A 15,668-nucleotide genomic window follows, 5' to 3' on the forward strand; every position below is an offset into this window, starting at 1 on the left:
CTATTTCTCCATGATGTAGGTTCCGGGCGCATCGTCCATCCGCTCGGCTTTTGTGCCGCCCAGACGGGGCGGAGCGGTGGGCTCGCCCGAATGCTGCGCCAGCCAGGTTTGCCAGGCGGGCCACCAGGAGCCTTCGGTGACGGGAGTCTCCGCGGCCCATTGATCTGGCGGGCAGTAGGCACCACCGGCCGGCCGGGTGCGCATCTGGAACTGGCTGCGCGGATGCCCCGGCGGGCTGACGATGCCGGCATTGTGGCCACCGCTGACCAATACGAAGGTGATTTCCGCCGGGCAGAGATAGTGCAGCTTGAAGACCGAGTGCCAGGGCGCGACATGGTCGCGGACCGTTCCCACCAGGAATACCGGGGTATTGATGTCACTGAGCGCGACCGGCTTGCCGTCTACGGGATAGCGGCCTTCGCTCAGATCGTCATCCAGGAACAGCCGGCGCAGGTACTGCGAATGCATGCGTGCCGGCATGCGGGTGGCGTCCGCATTCCATTCCATCAGGTCGCTGTTGCGGGCCGGCGTACCCATCAGGTATTGCCCGATCACGCGTGACCAGAGCAGGTCGTAGGAGCGCAGCATCTGGAAGGCGGCTGCCATCTGTGTCTGGCTGAGCGTGCCGGCCTCCTGCATCTGGGCCTCCAGCAGGCTGATCTGGCTTTCGTCGATGAACAGGCCCAATTCACCCGGCTCGCTGAAGTCGGTCTGCGCCGCCAGCAAGGTCAGCGATGCCAGGCGCGGGTCGCCGTCGCGTGCCATCGCGGCCGCCGCAATGGCCAGCAGGCTGCCACCCAGGCAGTAACCGGCGCCATGCACTTTCTGACCGGGGACGATGCGGTTGACCGTGTCGAGGGCGGCATGCAGGCCGGCGTTCAGGTAGTCGTCCATGCCCAGGTCGCGGTCTTCGGGACCGGGGTTCTTCCAGGAGACGCAGAACACCGTGTGACCGCGCTCGACCAGATAGCGGATCAGTGAGTTCGCCGGTGACAGGTCGAGGATGTAGTACTTCATGATCCAGGCCGGAATGATCAGCAGCGGCTCCGGATACACCGCCTCGCCGGCCGGGGCGTACTGGATCAATTCCATGATGTCGTTGCGCAGGACCACCTTGCCCGGCGTGATCGCCACATCCTTGCCGGGCAGGAAGCTGCGATCGGGGTTCGCCGGCTGTTCCAACAGCAGACCGACCATGTCGTTCATGCAGTTCTGCAGGCCGGTCAGGAGATTGTTGCCGCCTTGTTCCACGCTCACACGCAGCACTTCCGGATTGGTCAACAGATAGTTGCCGGGCGAGAACATGTCCAGTAGCTGGCGTGCAGCGAAATTGACCAGATCGGCATGATGCTTTTCAACACCCCAGACGTCCCGCGTGGCGGCATTCCACCATTGTTCGTTCAGCAGGAAGCCCTGGTGCCACAGGTTGTAGGGCCAGCGCTGCCAGTCCGGCGCGGCAAAGCGCCGGTCCGCGACCGGCAGGTCGGAAGCCTGGGCGTGGGCACTGCCCATGTAATGCAGCAGGCGGTTGCCTTGCTGCAGGGCCAAGCATAGTAATTCAAGGCGTTTGCCGGGGGAGACGGCCAGGTGCGCGGCCCAGTCGATGGCGGCCAGCATCCCGGAGATCAGCGACAGCGAGCCGCTGGAGCGGGCCAGGGCGGCGTGTACCTGCATATCCAGGCTGCCAGGCTGGACCCAGTGGGTGGGGGAACTCTGTCGCATGGCTCACTCCATGAACTGCACCCGATGCCCATTGACCGGGATTGCATGGCGCAACTGTGCGCCAGGGCCTGGCCCGGCCTACTGATGTAAGTCAAGGCCAGCCAGCGAGGCCTTGTCGGGTCAGTACAGGAACTTGACTTGCATCAGTTTTGCACCCGATGTCTGGCGCAGAATCTTCATATAAGGATCAGACTTACTGAACATTGTGGACGCCGGTGCCTGATGATCCAGCCCAGGCCACGGCAAGCGACGCTGGAAAGGCAGGCAATGACCTCTGGCGTTCTCGATCAGGCATTGCCAGATTCTGGAAAGGAAATCCCATGCGCCTCCCCAACATGGACAACTACGCCGACTTCTGGCTGGGCTACGCCAGCCAACAGATCGAAGCCAGCGTCGAACTCGGCGCCACCACCCTCGCAAGCATGAGCAAGCTCTACGATCTGGATACCAGTTTCCTGCGCCGCGAGACCGGTAATGCAATCCTGCTGGCCAAGCAATGCGTGGAAGCAAGAACCCCGGTGGAAGCGGCCTCGATGATGGCCGAACGCTGGCGCAATGAGATGCAGGAAAGCGCCGTCTTTGCCGGACAGCTGGTCGAGTGGCTGGCCGAACTCAGTGCCAGGCTGAATCACGCCACGCAAGAGCGGATGACGGGCTTGAACGGCCAATACGGCGGCTTTCTGAGCAGTGCCAGCTCCGGCGCCAGCAGCGCACCCGCTGGCGCCAAGCCAGCAGACAAGACCACGAACAAGGTCGCCAGGAGCAAGGCCGGCTGAAGGGCAACTTCTCAAGGGAGCATGGCGATGAAAAGCGACCATCAATTGCGGCAGGAAGTCATGGACGAACTGGCCTGGGATAGCGCCTTCGACGACAACCGCATCGGGGTGGAGGTGGTCAGCGGGATCGTGACGCTGACCGGGCATCTCGACAGCTACGCCCAAAAGTACGCAGCCGAACGTGCCGCCTTGCGCGTGGGCGGGGTCAAGGGGCTGGCCGTGGAGATCGACGTACACCTGCCCGGTGCCAGCCAGAGGACGGACAGCGAGATTGCCGCCGCAGCCCGCCACGTCATCGAATGGAATGTGCTGTTGCCGAAGGAAGGCATCCAGATCAAGGTGGAGCACGGCTGGATCACCCTGTCGGGCCAAGTCCGTTTCGACCACCAGCGCGAAGCGACCGAACAGTCGCTACGCAATCTCTTCGGCCTGATCGGCATCAGCAACCTGATCACGGTGCAAGCCAGCGCTGCCCCGCGCGACATCAGGAACAGCATCGAAACAGCCTTGCAACGGCGGGCGCACATCCAGACCACGGCCCTCTATGTGGGCGTGAACGACAAGGTGGTCACCCTTACCGGCATGGTCGGCTCACTTGCCGAACGGCAGGAAGCTTGCCGGGCAGCGCAACATACGCCCGGCGTGGAGCGGGTGATCGACAACATCGTCGTGGTGTAGGCCTGCCGCAAACGCGCCCGTGATGGGAAGGGCATCTATGGCAGCTGCCCTTCCTGATCCCCGGGCTAAGCGACCTTGGCGCCCGCGTTCTCCTGAAGGGCGGGCTTCTGATGCGCTGGCCTGGCCAGCCCCAGATTCTCGCGCAAGGTCCGCCCCTCGTACTCGGTCCGGAACAATCCGCGCCGGCGCAGTTCCGGCAACACCAGCGCAATGAAATCGTCCAGCCCGCCAGGCAGGGTCGGCGGCATGATGTTGAAGCCATCGGCCCCGCCCTGGGTGAACCAGGCCTCCAGTTCATCGACGATGCTTTCCGGCGTGCCATACAGGGACCAATGGCCACGCGCCGTGGCCAGCCGCAGGTAGAGCTGGCGCAGCGTCAGCCCTTCGCGCCGGGCCAGCGCCGTCACCAGCTGGAAGCGGCTCTTGGAACCATTGGGTTCGCGCAGGTCTTCCGGCAGCGGGCCATCCAGCGGATAGGCGGACAGGTCGATGCCGCCCAGATGCTGCTGCAGCATCGACAGTCCCACGCTGGGATGAATCAGCGATTGCAGCTCCTCATGCTTTTCCTGCGCTTCACTCAGGCTGCGCCCAACCACCGGGAACACCCCCGGCATGATCTTGAGCTGGTCCGGATCGCGCCCGTGGCGGGCCATGCGCGATTTCAGGCTGGTATAGAAGGCCTGGGCGTCGGCCAGCGACTGCTGGGCAGTGAAGATCACTTCTGCCGTGCGCGCCGCCAGGTCTTGCCCGGCCTCGGAAGAGCCGGCCTGCACGATCACCGGATGGCCCTGCACCGGGCGCGCCACGTTGAGCGGTCCCTTGACCGAGAAGTGCTGCCCGTGATGATGCAGGGTGTGCAGCTTGTCCGGATCGAAGAGCAGACCGGCCTCGCGGTCGTAGAGGAAGGCGTCGTCCTCCCAGCTATCCCACAGGCCGCGCACCACGTCCACGAATTCCTCCGCGCGCTGGTAGCGGGCGCCGTGCTCGGGGTGCTTGTCCAGGTTGAAGTTCTGCGCCTCGTGCTCGGACCACGAAGTCACCACGTTCCAGCCGGCGCGGCCATTGCTGAGATGGTCCAGCGAAGCGAACTTGCGGGCTACGTGATAGGGCTCGTTGTAGGTGGTGGAGACCGTGGCCACCAGGCCGATATGCTCGGTCACCTGCGACAGCGCCGAGAGCAAGGTCAAGGGCTCGAACGACGCCGCCCGGGCGGTACGGTGCAAGGTTTGCCGGTCGTGTGCGCGGATGGCCACGCCATCGGCCAGGAACAGCGCATCGAACTTGGCCCGCTCGGCGGCCTGGGCGATCTGGCGATAATGGGCGATGTTCTGTCCCGCGTCCGGCTGCGCGCCGGGATGGCGCCAGCCCGCCACATGGTGGCCGGTGGCCATCACGAAGGCACCCAGCTTGATCTGTCGACGCGGCGTGCTCATGACAGCACCGCCGTCTGCGGCTGCGTGGTGTGTTCATCGGCCCGCAGGCTGTCGGCCGCCTGGCGGCGCACGTTGCGGGAGACGCTATGGCGGCCATCCACCGAGACCGGTACGTCCCCGGCCACGGTCACCCGGCGTACTACCCGGTGCTGGTCGCCATAGTCGTTGATGGCGTAATGCTGGGTCGCGCGGTTATCCCAGATCACCACGTCGCCCACCGACCAGCGCCAGCGCACGGTGTTTTCCAGGCGCGTGACGTAGCTCTCCAGCAGACGCAGCAGATGGTCGGAGTCCGAGCTCGGGTAGCCCAGCAGCTTCTTGACGAAGTGGCCCAGCACCAGCGTGCGCTCGCCGGTCTCGGGATGCACCCGCACCACCGGGTGCTCGGTCTCGTAGAGGGTGGAAGTGAAGATTTCGCGATAGCGTTTCAGGCCTGCCTCGGTGGTATTGAAGCGCGAGGCGTAGTCGTATTCATTGGTATGCAGCGCCCACAGCTGGTCGGCCAGCGCACGCAGCGGCGCCGGCAGGTCGAGGTAGGCTTGCGCGGTATTGGCCCAGACCGTGTCGCCGCCGGCGGCGGGGATCACCACGCCGCGCAGGATGGAGGCCTGCGGATAGGCGACATCGAAGGTGACGTCGGTGTGCCAGGAGTTGGCGCGACCGCCATGTTCCGAATCCAGTTCCAGCAGATAGCCGGTCCCCTCGCGCACCGGCACCGTGGGATGCGCCACCAGTTCGCCCCAGAGCTTGCCGAAGGCTTCCTGGCCGGCATCGTCCAGATGTTGCTGGCCCCGGAAGAACAGCACCTTGTAACGCAGCAACGCGGCGCGCACGGCGGCAAAGGTGGCCGGGTCCAGCTCGGCCGAGAGGCGGATGTTGCGCACTTCGGCGCCGATGCGGCCGGCGACCGGGTGGATGTCAAGCAGGGTGTCAGACATGGCGAATCTCCTTGTTGGATGGGACTGCGGGCTCTGTGCTGCGGGGACGACAGGAATCACTGCGAAGGGGGCGGCGCCGGACAATGCCGACAGGCGACATTGCTGGTATCAGGCCGGGTATCACCGATGAAGCCATCGCGATTGGGCATGCGTACCTTGGGCAGGCTGACGGCGTCCAGCACGGCGTCGGCGGCGACGATGCCGTTGAGATGCAGCAGATAGGCCGTCACCGCGTAGACCTCATCGGCCGTCAGGCTCTTGGGCGCGTTGTAGGGCATGGCGCGGTTGATGAAGTCGAATACCGTGGTGGCATACGGCCAGAAGCTGCCGATGGTCTTGAGCGGCTTGGCCGTGGCCAGGCTGCCACGTCCGCCCACCAGTGCATCGGCCGGGTTGCCCTGACCACGGTCGCCGTGGCAGGCGGCGCAGGTCTGGGCGTAGACCCGTTGTCCCTGGGCCACGCTGCCGCTACCGGGCGGCAGTCCATGTCCGGCGGCATCGACATCGATGTCCCAGGTCACCAGCTGCGCTGGCGTCAGACTCTGGCCCAGGCCCAGGCGCTCTGCGGCCATGGCCGGGCCTGCCAGCGCCAGGATCATGGCCAGCAGCGCCGGCCTCGTCAGCCCCGGCCTATACCTGGACATTGCTGATGACACCATCTGCGCCCACCTTCCAGCTCTGGATTGCATTGAAGTGATAATTCGATTCCAGCCCGCGTGCCTGCACCAGCTGCCGCCCGGTCGGCTGCACATAGCCGCCCTCGTCGATGGCACGGCTTTGCAGCACGGTCGGCGCGCCATCCCAGCGCCAGGGCAGGGTGAAGCGCGTCAGCGCGCGGTCCAGCACCGGTTCCTGCAGGCGCGCTTCGGTCCAGTTGCGTCCGCCGTCGGTGGAGACATCGACCCGTTTGATGCGCCCACGCCCGGTCCAGGCCAGCCCGGCGATCTGGTAGAAGCCGGGTTCGCGCAAGCGGTGATCCGGCGCCGGGAAGGTGATGACCGACTTGGTCTCCATCAGGAAGGTGAATTGCCGCGCCGTGCCGTCGGGCAGGGAATCGGTGTACTTGGCGGTCTCTTCGCGGGACATGAAGGGTTCGCGTCCGACCTTGAGCCGGCGTAGCCACTTCACACTCATGTTGCCCTCGAAGCCGGGCAGGAACAGGCGCAGCGGATAGCCATGCTCAGGCCGCAGGCGTTCACCGTTCTGGGCATAGACCAGCAACGCGTCATCGAGCGCCTTGGAGAGCGGAATGCTGCGCGTCATACCCGCCGCATCGGCCCCCTCGGCCAGGATCCAGGCCGCCTGCGGATCCATGCCGACCTCTTCCAGCAGCACCGCCAGCGGCACCCCGGTCCATTCGCAGCAGGACAGCAGGCCGTGGCTGAACTGCAGTGAGGCCGTGCCAGGTCCTTTCCATTCGCGGCCGGTATTGCCGGAACACTCCAGGAAATGGATGCGCGAGACCGACGGCAGGCGCACCAGGTCGTCCATGGTAAACAGCGTCGGTCGCGCCACCAGTCCATGCACTGCCAGCCGGTGCTGGGCCGGGTCGATCAGGGGGATGCCGGCGTGGTGGCGTTCGAACACCAGCCCGGTCGGCGTGATGATGCCGAACAGGTCCTGCAGCGGCGTCATCGAGGAATTGGCACCGGGGAAGGGCGCCGCGCCGCGCGAGCGGCGCACCACCTTGTCTTCGAAGGGCGAGGGCTGGCCATAGGGATGCCAGAGCGCCGGCTCGCCCGGCGTCTTGCTCCAGGGCGCCACCTCCAGCGGCTGGGCCTGCCCGGCCACCGTGCCATTGGCGCCCAGAGCGGCTGAGGCGGCCGAGCCCAGTGCAGCGCCCGCCAGCGCGCTGCCGGCGCGCAGGAAATTGCGGCGGCGCTGCAGTGCTGCCGGTTTGCTCATACCGCGAACTGCCACAGCGCCGCCGGCAGTTGCGCCGAAACTGGCGCCTCGGGCTTGAGCGGTGCTTCGGCCAGGCTGGCGCCGTCGTGCGAAAACTCGTCCAGCACGCGCTGCTTGACGGCGGCAAAGCCGGCATCGCCCCGTTCACGCGGATGCGCCAATTGCACCGGCACGATGCGCCGCACCCGGCCCGGTCGCGGCTCCATCACCACCACCTTGTCGCCGAGATAGACGGCTTCCTCCACGTCATGGGTGACCAGGATCATGGTGATGCCCTCGGCCTGCCAGACTCGGTGCAGTTCCTGCTGCAGATAGGCACGCGTCATGGCGTCGAGGGCGCCGAAGGGTTCGTCCAGCAGCAGGATTTCCGGCTTGCTGACCAGGGCGCGGGCAATCGCCACGCGCTGCGCCATGCCACCGGAGAGCTGGTGCGGATAGGACTTTTCGAAACCCTGCAAGCCCACCAGGGCGATGTGTTCGCGCACTGCCTCGCGCTTTTGCGCCGGGCTGCCGGGTGCGTTGAGCAGGCCCAGTTCGATGTTGCCTTCCACCGTCAGCCAGGGAAAGAGCCGGTGTTCCTGGAACACGATGCCGCGTTGCAGGCTGGTGCCGACGATGCGTTGGCCATCCAGCAGGACCTCGCCCTGGTATTGATCTTCCAGGCCCACGATCAGGCGCAGCAGGGTCGATTTGCCGCAACCGCTGGTGCCGACGATGCTGACGAATTCACCGGGGGCGATGTGCAGGGTCACATCTTCCAGCACCGCCAGATCGCCGTCCTTGACGGCATAGGATTTACTCAGATGCTGGATTTCCAGCGTACCGGCTTGCGCCATCATCACTCCTTGTTCTTGTCGTTTCAGAATTGCGCCACCGAGCGCCCGCGCCAGGCCAGCAGGCGATGCTCGATGCGCGCGGCCAGCCAGTTCAGGGCAAAGCCCACCAGACCCACCACGATGACGCCAAAGATCACCAGGTCCATCAGGAACAGTTCACGGCCGTCGATCATGGTGTTGCCGATGCCCTGGCCCGAGACCAGCAGGTATTCGGCCCCCAGGGTAGCCAGCCAGGCATAGACCAGGGCCAGGTGGATGCCCGCCAGGATGGACGGTGCCGCCGCCGGCAGCACCAGCTTGGTCAGCCACTGGCGGCGCGTGAATTTCAATACGCGGGCGGCCTCGATGAGTTCACCCGGCACGCTGCGGATACCTTCGAAGGTGTTCAACACCACCGGGAAGAACGCCGCCAGCGACAGGAACGCCACCTTGGCCGCATCCCCCAGGCCGAACCACACCGACAGCAGGGGAATCCAGGCGAATAGCGAAATCTGCTTGAGGGTATGGAAGGTCGGGCCGATCATCTTTTCGAACAGGCGCGACAGGCCGAAGGCAATCCCGAAGACCAGGCCGGCGCTCACGCCAATGGCCAGGCCGATCAGGTCACGCCGCAGGCTGGCGGCCAGGGCGCTCACCAGTTCGCCACTGAGCAGTTGCTGCACGGCGGTGTCCCACACCTTGCCGGGAGGTACCAGCAGCGGCGAATCCGACCAGTGCAGGCGCGCGGCCAGCCACCACAGCAGTACCAGGACGATGGGCAGAACCCAGCCCCGCAGCACGGGCGGCACCGGGTGGCGGTCGCGCCGTGCGCGTGGTTCATGCGAGCGACGGTAAAAGGGCATCATGCGGACCTCCTCAGAAACCGCTACGGCGCCAGCCGAGCAGGACCACTTCGATGCGGGCCAGCACGCGGTCGCCCAGATAGCCCACCACACCGACCACGGCCACGGCGGCGATGACCACGTCCAGCTGGAACAGCTGCCGGCCGAACACGATCATGTAGCCCAGGCCTTCGGAGGAAGCCAGCAACTCCACCACCACCAGCGCCAGCCAGGCGTGCGTGAAGCCGTAGCGCACGCCATTCCAGACCGGTGGCAAGGCGGCCGGGAACACCACCCGCCACAGCAATTGCCAACGCGAGAACTGCAGCACGCGCGCCACTTCCACATAGCGTGCCGGCACGTTCTCGATGCCCTTGTAGGTGTTGACGGCGATGGGGACCAGGGCGGCCTTGGCGATGAGGATGACCTTGAGCGCCTCGTCGATGCCCACCAGCAGCATCAGCAAGGGCAACCAGCCCAGCACCGGTACCTGGCTGAAGGCCTTGAAAAAGGGATAGACGTAATCCTTGAACAGCGGCGACAGCCCCATGGCCACGCCCAGCAGCAGGCCCCCGACCACCCCCACGCCAAAGCCGGCCAGCACGCGCAACAGGCTGATCCACAGGTTGTCCCACAGCTCGCCCGATTGCGCCAGGTCGATGAAGGTATGCAGCACCGCGAGCGGAGACGGCAGTACCTGCGGCGCCACCCAGCCGAAGTGGGCCGAGATGCCCCACAGCAGCAGCAAGCCCAGCGGGAAGGGCAGCGCCAGCCAGCTGCCGGCCCAGCGGCCGAAGAAGGCGGCATAGGCACTGCGCGGTGCGCGGCCAGCCGCCAAGGTCGGGGCCGCAGGGGAGCTGGCGGAGGCGTCCAGGACGCCGGAGGGTGTGGACATCGCTCAGGCTCCCAGGATCTTGCCGTTGGCCTGGAACACCGGCCAATAGTTTTCCAGGCTCAGGTCCTTCAGGGCCGCCTGCAGATAACGCTGGTCTATCCATTGATCCACATCGACCCGGGCGCGGCTGAGCTTGAAACGATAGGCCTGTTCCACCGAATCCTTGTAGCGGGCGATCAGGAAGGGATCGAAATTGGGGTTGATGCGCACCCGCAGCGGCTGGCCATCGTAGTCCTCGCGCCAGTGTTCGTAGGGCGTGCCGGCCTTGGCCCAGAGATGGAGCACCTCGTCGCGGTTGACCTCGTCCGAGGCCCACTTGGCCGCCTTGACGAAGGTCTTGACCACGCGCGCGGTGGCTTCGGGGTATTGCTGGGCGAACTGCTCGGTCACCAGCACGTGCGACTGGGTGGTGAAGATGGGCGAGCCGCCCTTGCTGGAGTAGACGATGCGCGCCGCATTCTTGTCGCGCAGGCGCAGCAGGTTGATGTTGCCGAAGGCGGCATCGATGTCCTTGGTGGAGAGCGCTGCCAGGGTGGTGGCCTGATCCAGGTTGATCGAACGCAGGTCGCGCTCCTGCAGGCCATTGGCTTCCAGCACGCGGTTGATCGGCAACTGCGCATTGGTGCCCTTGAAGATGGCCACGCGCTTGCCGCGCAAGTCCTTGACCGACTGGATGGGCGAATCCGGTGGCACCGCCAGGTAGATGTTGGATCGCACGCCGGTGGCCAGCACCAGCTTGGTCTTGAGGCCAGCGGCACGCGCCACGATGGCTGGCAGGTCGCCCTGGAAGGCAAAGTCCAGCTGCTGGTTGGTCAGCGCCTCATTGACCGCCGGCCCCGCGCCCTTGAAGAAGAACCATTCGACCTTGATGTCGTCGGCCTTGAACTCTTCCTCCACCCATCCCTTGGCATGGGCCACGGCGGCCGAGCTGCCCGAGAACACCGGCGGGTTGCCGATGCCTGGCTGGGCCACGCCGATGCGGATGGTGGTGGGCTTGGCACCTGCATTGGCGGCAGAAGCACTCTGCAGCGGCAGCGTCAGCAGCGCGGCACCGCCGGCGGCAAGTTGTTTGAGGACGCTACGGCGGTCCTGTGGCATGGTGGGTCCTTTCTGGGCGCGGGAGGGAGAATCGTCGTGGAGGACGAACTGTCTGCGGCCAGTATAGGAAGGGAGGATCGCGCCGGAAAACGAATGAATTCGTATGTCCTTATGCGCTGCCGATGCGTCAGCGCAGCTGAACGATGGCTGCTCAATGAAGGCAGCCTGGCTGCGCCCGGCATCATGCATCAACGTCCGCGAGCAGCAGCGCAGTCGATGGAAAGGTCTGTGAGAGCTAGCTTCCGCAAGCTAGCGAGGCTAGGGCCTGTTCACATTCAATCCTCGCATCTTGCAGATTGAATGGATTTTGCAGGATCCCCAGCCTCGGCAAGCTGGCGTGCGGCTCAGGCGATGAGCCGCTCCGGCTGTGCCGCGACGCTACGCCCATAGGCATTGCCTGGTGCCGCCGTCAGCAGGGTACGGGTATAGGGATGCTGCGGCGCCTGCCAGATGGAACGATGATCGCCTTCCTCGACGATGCGCCCGCCCTGCATCACCAGTACGCGGTCGGCGATGTAGCGCACCACCGACAGATCGTGCGAGATGAACAGGTAGGCCAGGCCGAACTCCTGCTTCAGATCGACCAGCAGGTTCAGGATCTGTGCCTGCACCGAGACGTCCAGCGCCGAGACCGGTTCGTCGCAGATCACCAGCGCAGGCTTGAGCACCAGCGCCCGGGCGATCCCGATACGCTGGCGCTGGCCGCCCGAGAACTGGTGGGCGTAGCGGCCCAGGGCGGCCTGCGGCAGGCCGACCAGATCGATGATCTGACTGACGCGCCGCTGGCGCTCGTTGCGGTCCCGGATTTCATGGATCTGAAGGGCCGTATCCAGGATGTCGCGCACGCTATGGCGCGGATTGAGTGAGGCATACGGGTCCTGGAACACCATCTGTACCCGCCTGCGCAAGGGGCGCAGGGCCTTGCGGTCCAGCCTGGCGATGTCCTGGCCGTCCAGCAGGATACGGCCGCTGCGGCTGTCTTCCAGGCGGATGATGCTGCGCGAGAGGGTGGACTTGCCACACCCCGATTCGCCCACCAGGCCCACGGTCTCGCCAGCGGCGATGTCCAGGCTGACGCCGCGCACCGCGTGCACGCTGCCCTTGGGCGTCAGGTAATCCACATGCAGGTCCTGTACCGACAGCAGGGGCGCAGCGCCGGCAGCCAGCGGCTGGATGACTTGCCTCAGTGCCGTATCGGTCAGGCTGAAACGCCATTGGCCGTCTGCATCGATGTCATTGCGGATTTCGGGGAGACGCTGCCGGCGGTAGTGCAGTTCCTGCTCCAGTCGCAAGGACGCCCCCAGCAAGCCCTGCGTATAGGCATGACGGGGCGCGGCAAAGAGTTGCGCGGTCGTGGCTTCTTCCACCTTCTCGCCGGCGAACATGACGGCCACGCGGTCGGCCCATTGCTCCACCACGCCCAGGTCATGGGTGATGAGCAGTACGGCCATGCCCAGCTCGCGCCGCAGCTGGCCCAGCAGTTCCAGGATCTGCGCCTGCACCGTCACATCCAGCGCGGTGGTCGGTTCGTCGGCAATCAGCAGGCGCGGACGGTTGGCGATGGCCATGGCGATCATGACGCGCTGGCGCTGACCACCGGAGAGCTGGTGCGGGTAATCATCGATGCGTCTGGCGGGATCGGGGATGCGGACCTGGGCCAGCAATTCCAGTGCGCGCGCCCGCGCAGCCGCACCGTCCAGCGGCTGATGCAGGCGGATCGCCTCCACCAGTTGCTGGCCGATGGAGAGCACCGGATTGAGCGAGGTCATCGGCTCCTGGAAGATCATGGCGATGCCCTGGCCGCGCAGGGCGACCAGTTCGGGTTCCGGCAGACGCAGCAGGTCACGCCCTTCGAACAGTACCTGACCGCTGACCTTGGCCGAGCCATCCAGCAGGCGCAATATCGACAGGGCCGTGGTGGACTTGCCGCAGCCGGACTCGCCGACCAGGGCCACCGTTTCGCCGGCGGCAATCGACAGGTCCAGCCCACGCACGGCCTGGTGCGCGCCGAAGGCAACCTTCAGATCGCGCAGTTCCAGCAGGGAAGACATCATGGTTTCCTTGGTTCAGGCAGCCAGTACGGCGCTCTGGTATTGCGGTTCCAGTTGCACGTCCAGCGCTTCGTTGAAGCGCGCAAAGAAGGCGCACAGCGCTGCACGCAGCGTCAGCTCGACGATCTGGGATTCATCGAAATGTTCGCGCAGGCGCGCGACCAGCGAATCACCCACGCGCTGGCGGGTGACGGCCAGGGCATAGTCGCGCACCAGCAGTTCCACCGGGCCCAGGCCGGGGACGTCGGGCTCCAGGATGCGCTCCACCGTCTCGGCGCTGACCTGTTCGGCCTGCAGCTTCGGGGCATGGTGCGAGACGCAGTAGGTACATTCGTTGGCCCGCGATGCGGTCACCAGCACGATTTCCAGGTGCAGGCGCGAGAGATTGCCCTCGGCGGCGAAACCCAGCAGCAGGCCGTAGAGATGTTCGATGGAGGCCGGCTTGTGCGCCATCACGCCCAGCATGTTGCCGAAGGCGCCGTATTCGTTCTCGACTTTTTCGAAGATGCGGCGGGCTTCGCCGGCCGGCAGTTGGTGAGAGAGCAGGGTAGAGACACGTGCCATGGAAAAGTCCTATTTGCGTTCGCGCGGATCGAGCACATCGGCCAGTCCGTCGCCCAAGAGATTGAGGGCCAGCACCGTGAAGACGATGGCCAGGCCCGGGATGGTGGTGATGTACCAGTCGGTGCGCAGCACTTCGCGGCCGGCGCCGACCATGTTGCCCCAACTGGCGGCATTGGGGTCGCCCAGGCCGAGGAAGGCCAGGCTGGATTCGGTGAGGATGGCGCTGGCCACCATCAGCGAGGCCGATACCAGGATCGGGGTGGCGGCATTGGTCAGGATGTCGCGCAACAGGATGCGGGCATCGCTGGCACCCAGGGCGATGCTGGCGCGCACCATCTCGCCGTGCCGCAGTTTCAGGGCCTCGGCCCGTACCAGCCGCGCCAGGCTGGGCCAGGCGGTGACGCCGATGGCCAGGGCGATGGTCCACACGGTAGGCTGGATCACCGCCACGATGGCCAGTGAGAACAGGAAAGAGGGAATGGTCTGGAAGAACTCGGTCACCCGCATCAATGCCGCATCCAGCCAGCCACCGTAGTAGCCGGCCAGCAGGCCGCCGCTCACGCCCAGCAGCAACGCGATGGCGGTGGAGACGGCGGCGATCAGCAGCGACACCCGCGCGCCATGGAAGATGCCGGCCAGCAGGTCACGCCCCAGCATGTCGCTGCCCAGCGGATAGGCGAGGTCCACGCCGGGCCGCAGGAAGGGTTCGGCCACCATGTCCAGCGGATCGCCGGGGAACAGCCAGCCGGCCGAGGCTGCCATGAACAGCACCAGCAGCAACAGCAGGCTGCCGGCCAGCGCCGAGGGCGAGCGCCGCAGGCGGGCTAGAACGCTGCGCGCAGCCGAGGGATAAGGATGGGGGAGGGTGAGGGTGCTCATGTCGGTCTTTTCATTGCAGGCGGATGCGTGGATCCAGCCGCACATAGAGGGCATCGACGATCCAGTTGACCAGCACCACCACGGTCGAACTGCACAGCAGGATGCCCAGCAGCAGGTTGAAGTCGCGCTGGAACAGCGCCTCGAAGGCCAGCCGGCCCAGGCCGGGCCAGGAGAACACGGTCTCCACCAGCACCGCGCCGCCGACGATGGCGCTGGCCTGCACGCCCAGCATGGTGACCAGCGGCAGCAAGGCATTGCGCAGCACATGCACCACCAGCACCCGACGCGCGGGCGCCCCCTTGGCCACGGCGGTGCGCACGAAATCCTGGCGCCGCACCTCGATCATGGTGGCGCGCATGAGACGCGTATAGACCGCCATGTAGAACAGGCCCAGCGTCAGGGCCGGCAACACCAGGTGGCGTGCCACGTCCAGTACGTGGGCCAAACCGGTATAGCCGGCTTCGACCGTGATCATGCCGCCCACCGGCAGCCAGTCCAGCCAGACCGAGAAGACCACCACCAGCATGAGGCCGATCCAGAACAGCGGCGTGGCGAAGAACACCAGCGCCAGCAAGGACACCAGCAGGTCGACCAGCTTGCCGGCGCGGTAGGCCGCCAGGCTGCCGAGCACCACGCCGCCCACTGCCGCCAGCAGGATGCTGGCGCCCATCAGCAGCAAGGTGGCCGGTACGCGCTCGGCAATCAGCTGCGCCACCGGCATGCCGTGACGGAAGGAATAACCGAGGTCGAACTGCAGCAGATGCAGCAGGTATTTGCCGAACTGCACCAGCAACGGCTGGTCCAGCCCGAACTGGGCGCGCAGTGTTGCCAGGTATTCGGGAGTGGCCGCACCGGCTTCCCCGGCCAGCACCTGGGCGGCATCACCCGGCGCCAGGCGCAGCAGGAAGAAATTGATGACCGCCACGCCCAGCACCACGGCCAGCAATTGCAGCAGGCGGCGCACGGTGGCCTGCCATAGCCTGCCCCGGCGTGACAGGGGTGGCTGGGTGTGCTGGGAAGGCTGGGAAGGCTCGGAGGAGGCCGTGGTCTCCAGGCTCAGGCTCATTCGCGG

Annotated in this window: 15 protein-coding genes; 2 read left to right on the plus strand and 13 right to left on the minus strand. The window is 65.9% G+C overall.

All coding sequences use genetic code 11. From position 1 onward, the window contains the following. Positions 1–1,722, minus strand: a complete 1,722-nt coding sequence (locus HBH1_RS09200; protein WP_102662497.1) for an alpha/beta fold hydrolase — start codon at positions 1,720–1,722, stop codon at positions 1–3. Between the two features lie 320 nt (positions 1,723–2,042). On the opposite strand from HBH1_RS09200, the gene HBH1_RS09205 reads away from it, so the two are divergent. Together HBH1_RS09205 and HBH1_RS09210 are read left to right on the plus strand one after the other, a co-directional pair. Then, positions 2,043–2,498, plus strand: a complete 456-nt coding sequence (locus HBH1_RS09205; protein WP_199181552.1) for a phasin family protein — start codon at positions 2,043–2,045, stop codon at positions 2,496–2,498. 27 nt (positions 2,499–2,525) lie between these two features. After that, positions 2,526–3,176, plus strand: a complete 651-nt coding sequence (locus HBH1_RS09210) for a BON domain-containing protein (protein ID WP_102662602.1) — start codon at positions 2,526–2,528, stop codon at positions 3,174–3,176. A 65-nt stretch (positions 3,177–3,241) separates the two neighbouring features. Here the strand turns inward: HBH1_RS09210 and HBH1_RS09215 are convergent, their stop codons facing one another. The 12 genes from HBH1_RS09215 to HBH1_RS09270 form a co-directional block, all read right to left on the minus strand. Beyond that, entirely contained in the window at positions 3,242–4,609 is a 1,368-nt protein-coding gene (locus tag HBH1_RS09215) for an LLM class flavin-dependent oxidoreductase (protein ID WP_102662498.1), read from the minus strand. Beyond that, on the minus strand, positions 4,606–5,547 hold the full coding sequence (locus HBH1_RS09220) for a TauD/TfdA dioxygenase family protein (RefSeq protein ID WP_102662499.1): 942 nt from the start codon (positions 5,545–5,547) through the stop codon (positions 4,606–4,608). The genes HBH1_RS09215 and HBH1_RS09220 overlap by 4 nt, the downstream gene beginning before the upstream one ends. Before the next feature lie 56 nt (positions 5,548–5,603). Continuing rightward, entirely contained in the window at positions 5,604–6,119 is a 516-nt protein-coding gene (locus tag HBH1_RS09225; RefSeq protein WP_233207579.1) for a c-type cytochrome, read from the minus strand. Between the two features lie 58 nt (positions 6,120–6,177). Beyond that, positions 6,178–7,452: a sulfite dehydrogenase gene (gene soxC / locus HBH1_RS09230; protein WP_102662501.1), complete on the minus strand. Its 1,275-nt coding sequence runs from the start codon at positions 7,450–7,452 to the stop codon at positions 6,178–6,180. Next, positions 7,449–8,288, minus strand: coding sequence for an ABC transporter ATP-binding protein (locus HBH1_RS09235; RefSeq protein ID WP_102662502.1), 840 nt, complete (start codon positions 8,286–8,288; stop codon positions 7,449–7,451). The genes soxC and HBH1_RS09235 overlap by 4 nt, the downstream gene beginning before the upstream one ends. A gap of 23 nt (positions 8,289–8,311) precedes the next feature. Then, positions 8,312–9,133, minus strand: coding sequence for an ABC transporter permease (locus tag HBH1_RS09240; protein ID WP_199181553.1), 822 nt, complete (start codon positions 9,131–9,133; stop codon positions 8,312–8,314). Positions 9,134–9,143: 10 nt separating this feature from the next. After that, on the minus strand, positions 9,144–10,004 hold the full coding sequence (locus HBH1_RS09245) for an ABC transporter permease (RefSeq protein WP_102662503.1): 861 nt from the start codon (positions 10,002–10,004) through the stop codon (positions 9,144–9,146). 3 nt (positions 10,005–10,007) lie between these two features. After that, the gene (locus tag HBH1_RS09250) at positions 10,008–11,102 is read right to left on the minus strand and encodes an ABC transporter substrate-binding protein (protein WP_102662504.1); all 1,095 of its coding nucleotides are present in this window, start codon (positions 11,100–11,102) and stop codon (positions 10,008–10,010) included. Between the two features lie 344 nt (positions 11,103–11,446). Then, on the minus strand, positions 11,447–13,153 hold the full coding sequence (locus tag HBH1_RS09255) for an ABC transporter ATP-binding protein (RefSeq protein WP_102662505.1): 1,707 nt from the start codon (positions 13,151–13,153) through the stop codon (positions 11,447–11,449). 15 nt (positions 13,154–13,168) lie between these two features. Next, entirely contained in the window at positions 13,169–13,717 is a 549-nt protein-coding gene (locus tag HBH1_RS09260) for a carboxymuconolactone decarboxylase family protein (RefSeq protein WP_077235395.1), read from the minus strand. Positions 13,718–13,726: 9 nt separating this feature from the next. Continuing rightward, positions 13,727–14,596 carry an ABC transporter permease gene (locus tag HBH1_RS09265; RefSeq protein ID WP_166757913.1) on the minus strand — a complete coding sequence of 290 codons (870 nt, stop codon included), beginning with the start codon at positions 14,594–14,596 and terminating at the stop codon, positions 13,727–13,729. Between the two features lie 10 nt (positions 14,597–14,606). Then, positions 14,607–15,662, minus strand: coding sequence for an ABC transporter permease (locus HBH1_RS09270; RefSeq protein WP_233207573.1), 1,056 nt, complete (start codon positions 15,660–15,662; stop codon positions 14,607–14,609). Between the last annotated feature and the right edge of the window lie 6 nt (positions 15,663–15,668).

Source organism: Herbaspirillum sp. BH-1 (assembly GCF_002870055.1).
In the GTDB taxonomy this organism is placed as follows: domain Bacteria; phylum Pseudomonadota; class Gammaproteobacteria; order Burkholderiales; family Burkholderiaceae_D; genus Herbaspirillum; species Herbaspirillum frisingense.